The 11,937-nt window shown below is 71.0% G+C and carries 13 protein-coding genes and 1 pseudogene; 6 read left to right on the forward strand and 8 right to left on the reverse strand.

The annotated features are described in order from the left end of the window. Window positions 1–109 precede the first annotated feature (109 nt). The 3 genes from AB0M59_RS09565 to AB0M59_RS09575 form a co-directional block, all read right to left on the reverse strand. Entirely contained in the window at window positions 110–805 is a 696-nt protein-coding gene (locus AB0M59_RS09565) for a family 16 glycoside hydrolase (RefSeq protein ID WP_364611367.1), read from the reverse strand. An 80-nt stretch (window positions 806–885) separates the two neighbouring features. Next, window positions 886–2,448 carry a PH domain-containing protein gene (locus AB0M59_RS09570; RefSeq protein WP_364611370.1) on the reverse strand — a complete coding sequence of 521 codons (1,563 nt, stop codon included), beginning with the start codon at window positions 2,446–2,448 and terminating at the stop codon, window positions 886–888. Next, window positions 2,445–2,957, reverse strand: a complete 513-nt coding sequence (locus AB0M59_RS09575) for a PH domain-containing protein (RefSeq protein WP_364611373.1) — start codon at window positions 2,955–2,957, stop codon at window positions 2,445–2,447. The genes AB0M59_RS09570 and AB0M59_RS09575 overlap by 4 nt, the downstream gene beginning before the upstream one ends. Window positions 2,958–3,139: 182 nt before the next feature. Here AB0M59_RS09575 and AB0M59_RS09580 point away from each other — a divergent pair, with 182 nt between their 5' ends. The 3 genes and pseudogenes from AB0M59_RS09580 (at window position 3,140) to AB0M59_RS09590 (ending at window position 5,628) form a co-directional block, all read left to right on the forward strand. Then, on the forward strand, window positions 3,140–4,057 hold the full coding sequence (locus tag AB0M59_RS09580) for a PAC2 family protein (protein WP_364611376.1): 918 nt from the start codon (window positions 3,140–3,142) through the stop codon (window positions 4,055–4,057). Further along, window positions 4,057–4,787: pseudogene (locus tag AB0M59_RS09585) on the forward strand (class I SAM-dependent methyltransferase). The gene AB0M59_RS09580 and the pseudogene AB0M59_RS09585 overlap by 1 nt, the downstream one beginning before the upstream one ends. Window positions 4,788–4,806: 19 nt before the next feature. Further along, a complete protein-coding gene (locus tag AB0M59_RS09590) occupies window positions 4,807–5,628 on the forward strand; it encodes a class I SAM-dependent methyltransferase (RefSeq protein WP_364611379.1) in 822 nt (273 codons plus the stop codon). On the opposite strand, the gene AB0M59_RS09595 is transcribed toward AB0M59_RS09590, so the two are convergent. From AB0M59_RS09595 to AB0M59_RS09605, 3 genes are all read right to left on the reverse strand, one after another. Continuing rightward, on the reverse strand, window positions 5,618–5,965 hold the full coding sequence (locus AB0M59_RS09595) for a YciI family protein (RefSeq protein ID WP_364611382.1): 348 nt from the start codon (window positions 5,963–5,965) through the stop codon (window positions 5,618–5,620). The two genes, AB0M59_RS09590 and AB0M59_RS09595, sit on opposite strands and share 11 nt — an antisense overlap. Before the next feature lie 22 nt (window positions 5,966–5,987). Next, window positions 5,988–6,974: an MCE family protein gene (locus AB0M59_RS09600; protein ID WP_364611385.1), complete on the reverse strand. Its 987-nt coding sequence runs from the start codon at window positions 6,972–6,974 to the stop codon at window positions 5,988–5,990. A 69-nt stretch (window positions 6,975–7,043) separates the two neighbouring features. Beyond that, the gene (locus tag AB0M59_RS09605) at window positions 7,044–8,234 is read right to left on the reverse strand and encodes an FAD-dependent monooxygenase (protein WP_364611388.1); all 1,191 of its coding nucleotides are present in this window, start codon (window positions 8,232–8,234) and stop codon (window positions 7,044–7,046) included. A gap of 112 nt (window positions 8,235–8,346) precedes the next feature. On the opposite strand from AB0M59_RS09605, the gene AB0M59_RS09610 reads away from it, so the two are divergent. Continuing rightward, the gene (locus AB0M59_RS09610; RefSeq protein WP_364611391.1) at window positions 8,347–9,009 is read left to right on the forward strand and encodes a TetR/AcrR family transcriptional regulator; all 663 of its coding nucleotides are present in this window, start codon (window positions 8,347–8,349) and stop codon (window positions 9,007–9,009) included. On the opposite strand, the gene AB0M59_RS09615 is transcribed toward AB0M59_RS09610, so the two are convergent. After that, window positions 9,006–9,281, reverse strand: coding sequence for a YggT family protein (locus AB0M59_RS09615; protein WP_364611394.1), 276 nt, complete (start codon window positions 9,279–9,281; stop codon window positions 9,006–9,008). The genes AB0M59_RS09610 and AB0M59_RS09615 overlap by 4 nt on opposite strands. Before the next feature lie 61 nt (window positions 9,282–9,342). After that, complete coding sequence (locus AB0M59_RS09620) at window positions 9,343–10,257, reverse strand: MBL fold metallo-hydrolase (RefSeq protein WP_364611397.1); 915 nt, start codon at window positions 10,255–10,257, stop codon at window positions 9,343–9,345. 88 nt (window positions 10,258–10,345) lie between these two features. Here AB0M59_RS09620 and AB0M59_RS09625 point away from each other — a divergent pair, with 88 nt between their 5' ends. Both AB0M59_RS09625 and AB0M59_RS09630 read left to right on the forward strand, forming a co-directional pair. Next, window positions 10,346–11,224 carry an AraC family transcriptional regulator gene (locus AB0M59_RS09625; RefSeq protein WP_364611400.1) on the forward strand — a complete coding sequence of 293 codons (879 nt, stop codon included), beginning with the start codon at window positions 10,346–10,348 and terminating at the stop codon, window positions 11,222–11,224. After that, window positions 11,221–11,814, forward strand: a complete 594-nt coding sequence (locus tag AB0M59_RS09630) for a hypothetical protein (RefSeq protein ID WP_364611403.1) — start codon at window positions 11,221–11,223, stop codon at window positions 11,812–11,814. Before AB0M59_RS09625 ends, AB0M59_RS09630 begins: the two co-directional genes overlap by 4 nt. Window positions 11,815–11,937: the final 123 nt, after the last annotated feature.

Here is an 11,937-nt window from a genome sequence, read left to right on the forward strand (position 1 = left end):
GTGGGACAAAAACGACCTTCACTATCACACGGGGTGAATAAATTAGCACGTAGTGTTAAACGAAGGCCAGTATTCCGCCGACGGTTCGGCACCAGGGAAAAACCGCGGGTCAGAGCGTGAGGAACTCGCCCGGTTTCGTCACCACCGGTGACTCGACGTAGAGGCCGCGGTACTCGTCCTGGATCCCGGAGTTGTGCACCTGCAGCGCGAGCGGACCGGTGCGCCCGGCGGTCTTGTCGGTGAAGCGCAGCACTTCGACGCCCTTGCAGGTCACGGCCGTCCCGGTGAGCGGGCAGCAGGCCATCCGGGCCACGCCGGTGGTCGCGTCCCCGATCAGCTCGCACTGGGCCCACTTCTTGATGTCGATGGTGGTGTGCGGCAGCTGCGTGAACAGTTTGCCGCCGCCGTCGTTGTGGCCCGGCCGGTAGTCCCAGTGGCCGCCGTTCGGCGGCTGGAACTGGATGGCGCTCAGCGCGTCGCGGATCGGATCGGTGGTGCCCCAGATCAGCACGGTCGGTTTGTGGTTGCCCTTGACCTGCCGGACATTGAATATCCACCGAAACGTGCCGACCTGCGTTTTGTTGTAGTACAACCAGCCGCGCGCGGTGCCATTACCGTGGATGACGCCGTTCTTCGCCGACCACAGGCCGGCTTTCGACGATGTCCAGGCGCTCAGATCCGTACCGTCGAACATCGGCACCAGGTTCGGGTCGCCGTAGGGGTTTTCGGTGGCCGCTGCGGCCGGCGCCAGCGCCGAACCCACGACGATTCCCGCGGCCAGCACGCCAAGGAGCTTGCGGAACATCCTGCCGTCCTCTCGTGAACGCGAACTGCGATCGAGTGTCGGACGGCGGATTTCACGCTACGAGCGGCGCGGGTGAAGCGTCAACCTCGATCCCGCTGATCGGTCAAGAACGGTGTCAGCAGACCGGGAACGGCCCGGTCGGCGAGCGCGAGCCCGTCGGCCTCGGCGACGTCGAGAACGCGGTAGTGCCCCTTGCCCGCGGCGACCGGCGCGATGATCGTGACCAGCCCGGCCCGGCGCTGGAAGTACGAGCGCTCGACGACGACGCCGGTCATGCCGTCGCAGCGGACCGCCGCGGTGCCGCGGTCCAGCGAACCCGAGCGCGTCACCAGGTAGCGGCCGGTGAAGGCGTGCCCGAGCCCGCGGTAGCGGTCCCAGCCGACCAGCGCGGCGAACGGCAGCAGCACGAGCGCGGCCTGCCACGGCCAGTCCGGCAGCGCGCCGAGCCACGCGAGGCCGTACAGCGCCGCGGCGAGCAGCAGCACGCTGACGACGGCCCGCGAGAGCCGCCGGTACAGCGCCCGGCGCGGGTGGCGCACCAGCGGCGTCGCGGCCGGGTCCTCGCCGAGCACCTCCGCGACGACCTCGTGCGCTTTCGCGAGCGGCGCGGGCGGGAGCAGCAGCCCGCCGCTCTTGTCCGCGCCCTTGCCCTCGCGCAGGCCGCCGGCGATGGCCACGCAGCGGGCGCCGCCGGCCAGCCGCAGCGGCAGCGGCTCGCGGATTTCCACGCCCCGCAGGCGGTCCTCCTCGATCGACACCGAGCGCGTCGTGATCAGGCCGCGGCGGATGTGCAGCGTGCCGGCGGGTTCGCGGGTGAGCCGGAAGTTCCAGAACGACAGCACGTACCCGCCGATCGACAGCAGCGAGACGAGCACCAGCAGCCCGGCCGCGGCGAGCACCAGGCTCACCCACGTCGGGGTGTCGGCGAAGTGCCCGACGACCGTCTGGACCAGCGAGAACTGGATCGGGTCGAAGTGCAGTTCGTGCGCGAAGTGGTAGACGGTGCCGACGGCGGCGCCGACCACCGCCAGCCCGGACAGCGTGAACGGCGCGTAGCGCAGCCACTTCTTGTCGACGGCGGCCACCAGCTGCTCAGGCGGCGCGGCGGACTCTTCGGTCGTCGTCTCCACGGCCTTGCGGTGCAGCAGGAGCGTCCGCAGCCGCTGGGCTTCCGCGATCGTGACGGCGTCGAGGACGAGGTCGTCCTTGCCCGGCCCCTTGCCGCCCGAGTGCCGCCCGGTGCCGATCCGGGCCGCGGCCAGCTTGAACAGCCGGTGCTTCGGCTCGGAGGTGACGTCGACCGTGCGGATCCGGTCGCGGGGGATGGCCCGCTGCTTGCGCAGCAGCAGCCCGGTGTGCCACTCGACCTGCGTCTCGGTGACCCGGTAGCGCGAAGTCAGCACATGCGAGACGCCGGTGAACACGGCGATCGCGGTGAAGACGAGACCGATCCACTGCCACGGCTCGCCGTGGCCGACGAGCAGCGCGCCCAGCAGCACCGGCAGCGACCGCACCAGGTCCAGCACCGGCCGGATGAGCAGCATGCGCCGGTCGAGGCGGTGCCAAGGCGCCTCCTGCGTGCCTTCGGCGGGCGGCGGCACGGCGGCTTCCGTCACGGGGGAGAGGGCGTCGGCGGGGGTCACGTCGCGTCGCCCCGGACCGCCTGGGTCGTCTTCGTGAGTTCGTCGGCCAGCTCCAGCGCGCGGCCGTGCGCCAGGCCCGCGATGCGCAGCGGGCCGGCCGCGGACGCCGTCGTCACGGTGATCTTCGCCAGCCCGAAGAGCTGCTCGAAGGGGTCTCGCTCGATGTCGACGGTCTGGATCCGCGACACCGGGGCGATCCGCCACTCCTGCTTCAGCCAGCCGGCCTGCGTGTAGACGGCCTCGCCGGTGACCTCCCACCGGTGCACGCGGTAGCGCCACTGCGGCATCACGATGAGGTGCAGCGGGGCGAGCACGCACGAGATCACCAGCGTGACGTCGAGGAACGTCGGCGGGTCGTCGCTGGTCACCACGATGGCGGTCTGCACCCCGATCAGCACGATCCAGAGGATCGCCGCGGTCGCCGTCCAGTAGCCGATGGCCCGGCGGCTGACGCGGTGCGCGGGCGGCCGTAGCCGCACTGCCGCTGTGTTCGTACTGTGTTCGCTCACAGGTCAAGCGTGCCCGATCGGCGCCTTGCGTGCCCACGACAAGTGTCACGATGCCGATCCGGTCCGGCTTCGATCGCGTGCCGTTACGATCGGCCACACCGTCGGAGGAATGGATTGGCCGCCGGGGTGTGTTGTGCTTGAAGGATTGACATGTCGGCTGTGGCAGCGAGCAGGAGGACCCGGTGGGACTCGATCCCGACGACCTGTACGAGGTGGATTCGGACGTCCCGGACCTGACCGGGGCGGTGCTGATGCACCACTTCGAGGGGTTCATGGACGCCGGCTCGGCGGGCCGTCTGCTGGCGGAGCACCTGCTCGGCGGCGAGCACCGGGTGGTCGCGCGCTTCGACGTCGACCGGCTCATCGACTACCGCTCGCGCCGTCCGACGATGACCTACGCCGTGGACCACTGGGAGGACTACGACGCGCCGGAACTGGTCGTCCACCTGCTCCACGACGCCGATGAGACGCCGTTCCTGCTGCTGTCCGGCCCGGAGCCCGACCACGACTGGGAGCGGTTCTGCCGCGCGGTCCGGAACCTGATCGAACGCTGGGGCGTCCGGCTCACCGCCGGCTTCCACGGCATCCCGATGGGCGCGCCGCACACCCGCCCGCTGGGCGTCACCGCGCACGCGACCCGCAAGGACCTGGTCGGCGAGCACCAGCCGCTGCCGAACCGGCTGCAGGTGCCGGGCAGCCTGGCCGCGCTGCTGGAGTACCGGCTCGGCGAGTGGGGCCACGACGCTGTCGGGTTCGCCGCGCACGTGCCGCACTACCTGGCGCAGTCGACGTACCCGGCTTCGTCGCTGGTCGTGCTCGACGCGCTGGGCCGCTCGACCGGGCTGAGCCTGGCCGAGGGCGAGCTGCGCGCGGCGGCGGAGCTCGCCGACGCCGAGATCAACCGCCAGGTCGCGGAGTCCGACGAGGTCGCCGACGTCGTCCGCGCGCTGGAGCGGCAGTACGACACGTTCATCGAGGCGTCGGAGCGGGGATCACTGCTCGCGGAGTCGGTCGAGCACATGCCGACCGCCGAGGAGCTCGGGTCCCAGTTCGAGCGGTTCCTGGCCGAGCAGAACGGCGGCGACGGACCCGAGCGCTGATGACGCGCTACGACGAGATCGGCGTCGGCTACGCACGGGGGAGGCGTACCGACCCGCGATGGCTGACGCCGGTGCTCCACGCGCTGGGCTCGGCCGCTTCCGTGCTCGACGTTGGTTCCGGGACGGGGTCGTACGAGCCGCCCGGGCGCCGTGTCACCGCGGTGGAGCCGTCGGCGGAGATGATCCGGCAACGTCCGTCCGGCGCCGCGCCGGTCGTGCGCGCGGTCGCGGAGGCGTTGCCGTTCGCCGACGGCGCGTTCGACGCGGCTTTGGCGGTGCTGACCGTGCACCACTGGCCGGACTGGCGACGGGGTCTCGCCGAGCTTCGCCGGGTCGCGCGTCGTCGGGTCGTCTTGGCCTACGACACCGCGCTGCACAACGACTTCTGGCTCGTGCGGGAGTACGTGCCGGAGGTCGCCGCGCTGGAGCTTTCGCGCCCGTCGGCGCCGGAGATCGCGGACGCGCTGGGGCGTCTTCGGTGCTCGAGCTGCCGGTGCCGTGGGACTTCACCGACGGCGTCTTCCCGGCGTACTGGCGCCGCCCGGAGGCCTACCTCGACCCGGCGGTGCGGCGGTCGTGCTCGGCGCTCGCGCAGACGTCGCCCGAGGCGGTGTCCCGGGGCATTGCCCGATTGCGGGCCGACCTGGAATCCGGGCGCTGGCACGAAGAGCACGCGGCGCTGCTGGACCTGCCGGAGTGGGACGCGGGGTTCCGGCTCGTCGTCGGGTGAGCTGGGGTACCGTCCCGAGATGAACGACACGGACAACCGTTCGCCCGTAACGAAAACCCTGCGGCGCACCCTGGGTAAGGTGCTTTACCGGGCGGCCTCGAAAGTGCACGACCCGTACACCGATCGACTGAACCGGATGACCGCGGAGCTCCGCGAGGAGATCGTCCGTCAGGGTGATCGAGTCCTCGATCGGGTGGTGGAGTTCGAGATCCGCAGCCGGCGCGACATCGTCTACGCGGGCGATCAGGACGCCGCGCTGGAGAGCAACGTCTTCGCCCGGGAGAACCTGGTCGGCGCGCAGCACTTCGGCCGGCCGAAGGAAACCCTCGAGTACGCGTTGTCCTTGGCGCCGCAAGGCGGGATGGCGCTGGAGTTCGGTGTCGCGTCCGGCAACACGCTGCGGACGATCGCCGCCGCCCGGGGCGGCCGGGAGGTCTACGGCTTCGACTCCTTCGACGGGCTGCCCGAAGCGTGGCTGAACGGCATGCCCGCCGGCGCCTTCGCCCGCGACGACCTGCCGGACGTCCCGGGTGCCGAGCTGGTCGTCGGCCTGTTCGCCGACAGCCTCCCGGGCTTCCTCGAGAAGCACGAAACGCACGTCGACTTCCTGCACGTCGACGGCGACCTCTACAGCTCGGCCAAGACCGTGCTCGACCTGTGCGGGCCGCGGCTGCGCGCGGGCAGCATCGTCCACTTCGACGAGTTCTTCAACTTCCCCGGCTGGAAGCGGCACGAGTACCGCGCCTGGACGGAGTACGTCGAGCGCACCGGCGTCGAGTTCGAGTACGTCGCCTACACCTACAGCGACAACCAGGTGACGGTGAAGATCACTAAGCCGTAGGCGGCCCGTCGAGGATTTCGCGCAGCTCCAGCGTGCCGACCTCGGCCCACGGATGCCGCGACGCCACTTCGAGGGCCGTCGACCGGTCCGCGCACTCGAGGATGTTGTAGCCGCCGACCTGTTCTTTGGTCTCGGCGAACGGGCCGTCGGTCAGCAGCACTTCGCCGTCGCGCACCCGGATCGTCTTCGCCTCGGCCGGCGGGTGCAGGCCCGTGCCGCCCTGCCGGACGCCACGCCGTTCGGCCTCGGCGGCCCATTCGTGGCAGCGCCGCGCCATCTCCGGGCCGGCCGCCTCCGCGGCGCTTTCGTCACCGCACAGCAGGAGCAGGTATCGCACGGCGCCAGCATGCCACGCGCGCTCAGCCGTGGCAGCCTTCCTCGTTCAGCGGGCCGAACGACGGCAGGATCAGCCCGCAGAGGTAGCCGTCGATCCACCGGCCGTTCCCGGAGAGGTTGGTGCCGAGCCGGACCAGCGGCGCGAACCCCCTGATGCCGGCGGCGAGCGCGTCCTGGTTGCGCTGCAGCATCGACGTCAGCTGGTCGAGCTGGGTGAGCAGCGGGCCGAACTGGGCGTCGTTCTCGCTGATCAGCCCGGACAGCTCGGTGGCGAGCCGGCGCGAGCCGTCGAGCAGGGAGCTGATCGCCTGTTCGCGGTCGCTCACCTCGGCGAGCAGCTGGTTCCCGTCGTCCAGGAGCTGCCGCACGGCGGTGTCGCGGTCGACGAGCGTCTGCGAGACGACCCGCGTGTTGCCCAGGAGGGTGGCGAGCTGCTGGTCGCGCGTGGCGAGCGTGTCCGAAAGCCGCGACAGCCCGGTGAGCGCGGCCCGGACGCTCTGCGGCGTGTTCGCGAGCGTCGCCGACAGGGTGTCGAAGCTCTTCGCCAGCCGGGTGGTGTCGATCCTGTCCACAGTGGACGACAGCTTCCCGAACGCCGCGAGGATGTCGTAGGGAACGCTGGTGCGGGACCGCGGGATCGGCCGTCCGGGGTCGAGCGTCCCGTCGCCCCGCGGGTCGAGGGCGAGGAACTTCTGGCCGAGTAGGGTCTTCAGCCGGATCGCCGCGCCCGTCGTGTCGCCCAGCCACGCGCCCTTGACCTGGAAGGAAACCACTACGCGGTCGCCGCGCAGCTCGATGTCCGAAACGCGGCCGACTTCAACGCCGGCGATGCGGACGTCGTTGCCTTCGAACAGGCCGGCCGCCTCGCTGAATTCGGCGGAGTAGGTCGTGCCGTCGCCGATGACGGGCAGGGAGCGCGCGTTGAGCGCCGTGAGCACCCCCAGGGCGAGCACGGTCAGGCCGACGAGCGCCGTCCGGACCGGGGCGTCGGCGGCCCGACGTATTGACATGGCGTCAAGAGTGACGCACGCCACGCCGGGTCGCCAGCCGAGTCGCCCGATGAGACGAAGATCGTCGCCTCACGCGGACGTGAGCGCGGGGTACTCACGATATTCCAGCGCGTTGGCCGCGCGGTCCGTCATCCAGGTGAACACCTTGCCGAACAACCGCGTGCTCAGCATCCGGTAGGCGCGGTTGCGGCTGCGGATCTTCGCGGCGGTGCGCGGCGCGAGGAAGTTGCCCGAGCCCTTGCCGTTCTTCTGCCCGACCGTGGCCGGCTTGCGGAGGCGCTCCTCGTACTTCGCGAACGCGGTCACGTGGTCGCCGCCGGCCGCCGCGAGCTCGCCGGCCAGCACCTGGGCGCCCATCATGGCGAGCCCGGTGCCGGACCCGCCGGGCCCGGCGCACCAGGCGGCGTCGCCGAGCAGCACGATCCGGCCCTTCGACCAGTGGTCGAGGTGGATCTGGCTGATCGAATCGACGTACAGGTCGTCCGCTTCCGGCAGAGCTTCGAGCAGCTTCGGCGTCTCCCAGCCGGTGTCCGCGAAGAGCCGCGCGACGAGGGTGCGCTGCTCGTCGGGGGTGCGGCGGCCGAACTCGACGCCGTCGGCGGCGAAGACCAGGCCGACGTGCAGCTTGTCCGGCAGCCGGTGGCTCCCGACGGTCAGGCCGCGACCGGGCTCGTTGTACATCACGCTCGTGTGGTCGAGGCCGAGGTGGTTGGGCGCGGTGAACCCGGCGATCCCGAACCCGAGGTCGTGCCGGAAATCCTGCTCGGGCCCGAACGCGGCGGCCCGCACCCCGGAGTGCACGCCGTCGGCCCCGACGACGAGGTCGAACCTCCGCGGCGCACCGTGGCGGAAGGTGACGTCGACGCCGTCCGCGGTCTCGGTGAGACTCGTGACGCGGTCGCCGAAGACGTACTCGGTGTAGTCCTTCGTGTGGTCGTAGAGGATCCGCGCGAGGTCGCCGCGCAGGATCTCGACCTCCCCGCTCCAGGCGGCGCCGGGCACGGTGAGCTGGGGCCGCGCGTCGAGGCCGAGCACGGTCTGGTCGCCCATGGCGGTCTCCTGGCGGCGGACGTCGTCGAGGATGCCCATGGCCTTCAGGAGCTTCACCTGCTCACCGCGGAAGTCGACGGCCTGCCCGCCGGGCCGCAGGGCGGGCGCGGTCTCGACGACGGTCACGCGGTAGCCGTGGCGGCGCAGCCAGTAGGCCGCGGACGGGCCGGCGATGCTGGCCCCGGACACGAGCACGGTCTTGGCGGTCATCGGAGGTTCCTCTCGGGTCGGTGGTGATGACCCCAAGCTGCTCCCTCGCGCTGACGGTTCGCGCACGATCCGCTGACGGTTCGGCCGGTGGCGTCCGGTTCGAGTGGCTAGCATGACGCGCGTGGACCGCTCCGCCGCAGACCGGATCCCGCAGGACGGCGAGGAAGCCGCCGTCGAGGCGCGCATCCTGAACGCCGCCGCGCACCTCATCGCCGACGAGGGGTTCGGGCGGCTCAAGATCGGGGCCGTCTGCGCCCGGTCCGGCTACGCGCGGTCCGTCATCTTCCAGCACTTCGGCGACAAGGACGGGCTCGGGCAGCGGCTGGTCGAGTACGCCGTCGAGGAGTTCACCACCGCCTACAGCGAGGCCGTCGCGGCCCGGACCGGGTCGGCCACCGCGACGCCCATGGACATGCTCCGCGCGCTCGTCGACATCATCTTCGAGCTGATCCGCACGATGCCGACGCTCAACCAGGCGTTCCTGGCGTGCTGGGGGGACGCGGCGGCGGAGTACTCGGCCCTGCGCGGCGCGCTGACCGAGGCCGACCGCCGGTTCCGCTTCGCCATCGCCCAGACCCTGGCCAGCGGCGTCGCGGACGGGACCATCACCGGCGTCCGCGACGCGGACGCGTACGCGTCGGCGATGCTGGCGCAGCTGCGCGGGATCTCGATGCAGGCCCTGATCGACCCCGACGGCATCGACCTGCGCGGGGTCCGCACCGAGCTGGAGCGCAGCATCGACCGGCTCGCCGCGGGCTTCCGCGGCAGTCTCTAGAGGGCGAAGACGATTCCCCGCAGCACGATCACCCCGATGAACACCAGCGTGAAGGCGAGGTCGAGCGAAATCCCGCCGATCCGCACCGGCCGCACGACCCGCCGCACCGGCCCGATGACCGGCTCGGTGGCCGAGTAGGCCAGGCTCCGCGCCCGCCGCGCCCACGGCGGGCTGTCGGCCAGCATCCCGACCCAGTCCAGCACCATCCGCGCGATCAGCACGAGCAGGTACAGGCTCAGCAAGAGGCCGAGCAGCGTCCCAAGTGCACCCATGGTTCCTCCTTGTCCCCCTGACAACGCGCGGAGGTGCCTGGCAGTGCCGGATCCGTCCGGTTCACAGCTTTTCGACAGGATCGCCGGCCCAGCGACGGATGGCGAACCGGCTGCCGTCGCGCTCGACTTCGGCGGCGCCGGGGCCGGCGAAGTGGGCCGGGACGACGAGCTCGTGGTCGTCCGCGGCGCGTTCGAGGACGCGGCGCCGAGTTATGGCGGCTTGCTGCGGGTCTTCGCAGAAGCAGCTGCTGTGCTGAGGCTCGAGGATCTGGACGGGGCTGTGCAGCAGGTCGCCGACGAACACGGCGCGGTCCCCGCCGGAGGCCAGGCGGACGACGGACGACCCGGGCGTGTGGCCGGGCGCGGGTTCGAGGGTCAGGTTGCGGTCGATGCGGTGGTTTCCCTCCCACAGCACGGCTTTGCCGAGCACGGGGGCGATGCTGTCGGCGTAGACGAGCAGACTGCCTTCGCGGCGCAGGTGCTCGTGCTCGGTGCGCGGGGTGGGCCGCCGGTGGGCGTTGCGCGGGTCGAAGTACGTCTGGTCGGCGCGGGGGATCAGGTAGGTGGCGTTGGGGAAGGCCGGCACCCATTCGCCGTTGCGCAGCAAGGTGTTCCAGCCGACGTGGTCGTAGTGGATGTGGGTGTTGACGACGACGTCGACGTCTTCGGGCCGGACTCCGGCTTCGGCGAGCCGGCCGAGGAAGTCCGTCGCCAGGTGGTCGAACAGCGGGATCTGCGGGCGGTCCCGGTCGTTGCCGACGCCGGTGTCCACGAGGATGACCCGGCCCTCGCTGCGCAGCACCCAGGTCTGGACCGTGCCGCGGTAGCCGCCGGTGCCGGGGTTCCAGTGGTCGGGTGCGAGCCAGTGGGCGTTGTCCTGCCAGAGCTCGGGCGGGCTGGGGACGATGGTCCGCGCGGGGGCGATCTCGCCCTGCCACTCGAGGACCTTCACGACTTCGACGTCACCGATGTGCATGCCTCCACTCTGAAGCTCTTGTCTGAGCTTTCCAATGCTCTGGTAGCTCAATTTGATGCTTGGACGTCTCAGAGACTAGGGTTTCGATGTGGACCTGCTGAGTGACGCGATCGCCGCGGTACGGATCGGGCAGCCGACGTCGAACCGGCTGTGCGCCGGCACCGAGTGGTGTTACGGCTTCGCGCCGTACGAGGGCGCGGGCTTCCACGTGCTGCTGCGCGGCAGCGGCTGGCTGATCCCACCCGGCGGCGAGCCGGTGCCCCTGGGAGCGGGTGACGTGGTCCTGGTCCCGCACGGCAGCGCGCACACGTTGTCGTCGCGCCCGGACGCGTCGGGCGCGGTGCCGTTCGAGACGGCGGTGCCCGAGCCGGCCGGCCGGACGGAGTTCCTGTGCGGCAAGTACCGCCTGTCCCGCGCGCGCCGCCACCCGGTGCTGGCGAGCCTGCCGGAGGTGGTGCACATCCCGGCCCAGGTCGGCGGCTCGTCGGAGCTCCGGGCGGCGATCGACCTGCTCGGAGCCGAGGTGACGTCCCACCGTCCGGGCTCGGCCACGGTCCTGACGGGCCTGCTGGATCTGGTGCTGGTCTACCTGATCCGCGCGTGGCTGACGGGGACGCCGGGCGCGGGCTGGCCCCAGGCGTTGCGCGACCCCTCGATCGCGGCGGCGCTGGAGGCCCTGCACGAGAATCCCGAGGCACCGTGGCGGATCGAGGATCTGGCGTCCCGGGCGGGCCTGTCCCGCGCGACGCTCGCCCGCAAATTCACGGCGTTGACGGGCCAGTCACCGATGGCGTATCTGACGTGGTGGCGCCTCACCACGGCGGCGGGGCTGTTGCAGGACACCGACCTTCCGCTGCCGTCGATCGCTTCGAAAGTCGGCTATGGCTCGCCTTTCGCGTTGTCGCATGCGTTCAAGCGCCAGTTCGGTGTCGCCCCGGGAACCTACCGGCTAGGGTCGCGATCATGAAGCCGGTTTCCGCCGCGGACCTCGACGCGGCCATAGCTTGCCTGGCCGACGCTTTACGTCCGGCGGTCGCGAAAGACTGGACCACGGTGCCCGGCACCGGCGACCTGGACGGTTTCCGCACGGCGGAGCACATCGGCGACTGTTTGTTGTCGTACGCGGCGCAACTGGTCTCACGCCGTCCCAGCGGTTACGTGCCTTTCCTGGCAGCGTTGGAGAAGGACGCATCATCGGCCGACGCGCTGGAGTTCGCGTTGGCGGGCAGCGCAATCCTCGCGGCGGTGGTCCGTTCGGCGCCTCCGGAAGCCCGCGCATACCACCCGACGGGCATGGCGGACCCAGCCGGTTTCGCGGCAATGGGCTGCGCGGAGGTGCTGGTCCACGGCGAGGACATAGCCCGCGGCCTCGGCTTGGCGCTGGACCCACCCCGCGAGATTTGCGCCCGAACGGTGGCAAGGCTGTTCCCGCACGTGGGTGACGTCGCGGACTTGGACCCATGGACGGCGCTGCTGTGGGCGACGGACCGCGCAGAGGTCCCTGGCCGCTCACTCCAGACAGGTTGGCGCTGGCAAGGCGCCCCACTGGACGAGTGAGTTGCTGCCACACGTCACTTGACAGTGCGGAGAGCGAGCGGTAGAGCCCGATCCGTCCGTTTCGCAGCTTGCCGACGGGTCTGCGTCAGCGAAAACGATCTTCGCGCTGCTTCTGTAGTGCGA

Origin of the sequence: Amycolatopsis sp. NPDC051371 (assembly GCF_040682155.1) — a bacterium.
In the GTDB taxonomy this organism is placed as follows: Bacteria; Actinomycetota; Actinomycetes; order Mycobacteriales; family Pseudonocardiaceae; genus Amycolatopsis.

Excerpts from the sequence above, each read along its gene's own strand:
- AB0M59_RS09600 (WP_364611385.1), bottom strand. The coding sequence starts at position 6,974 with ATGTCAATACGTCGGGCCGCCGACGCCCCGGTCCGGACGGCGCTCGTC.
- AB0M59_RS09565 (WP_364611367.1), bottom strand. The coding sequence starts at position 805 with ATGTTCCGCAAGCTCCTTGGCGTGCTGGCCGCGGGAATCGTCGTGGGT.
- AB0M59_RS09620 (WP_364611397.1), bottom strand. The coding sequence starts at position 10,257 with ATGCACATCGGTGACGTCGAAGTCGTGAAGGTCCTCGAGTGGCAGGGC.
- AB0M59_RS09610 (WP_364611391.1), top strand. The coding sequence starts at position 8,347 with ATGACGCGCGTGGACCGCTCCGCCGCAGACCGGATCCCGCAGGACGGC.
- AB0M59_RS09615 (WP_364611394.1), bottom strand. The coding sequence starts at position 9,281 with ATGGGTGCACTTGGGACGCTGCTCGGCCTCTTGCTGAGCCTGTACCTG.
- AB0M59_RS09630 (WP_364611403.1), top strand. The coding sequence starts at position 11,221 with ATGAAGCCGGTTTCCGCCGCGGACCTCGACGCGGCCATAGCTTGCCTG.
- AB0M59_RS09590 (WP_364611379.1), top strand. The coding sequence starts at position 4,807 with ATGAACGACACGGACAACCGTTCGCCCGTAACGAAAACCCTGCGGCGC.
- AB0M59_RS09605 (WP_364611388.1), bottom strand. The coding sequence starts at position 8,234 with ATGACCGCCAAGACCGTGCTCGTGTCCGGGGCCAGCATCGCCGGCCCG.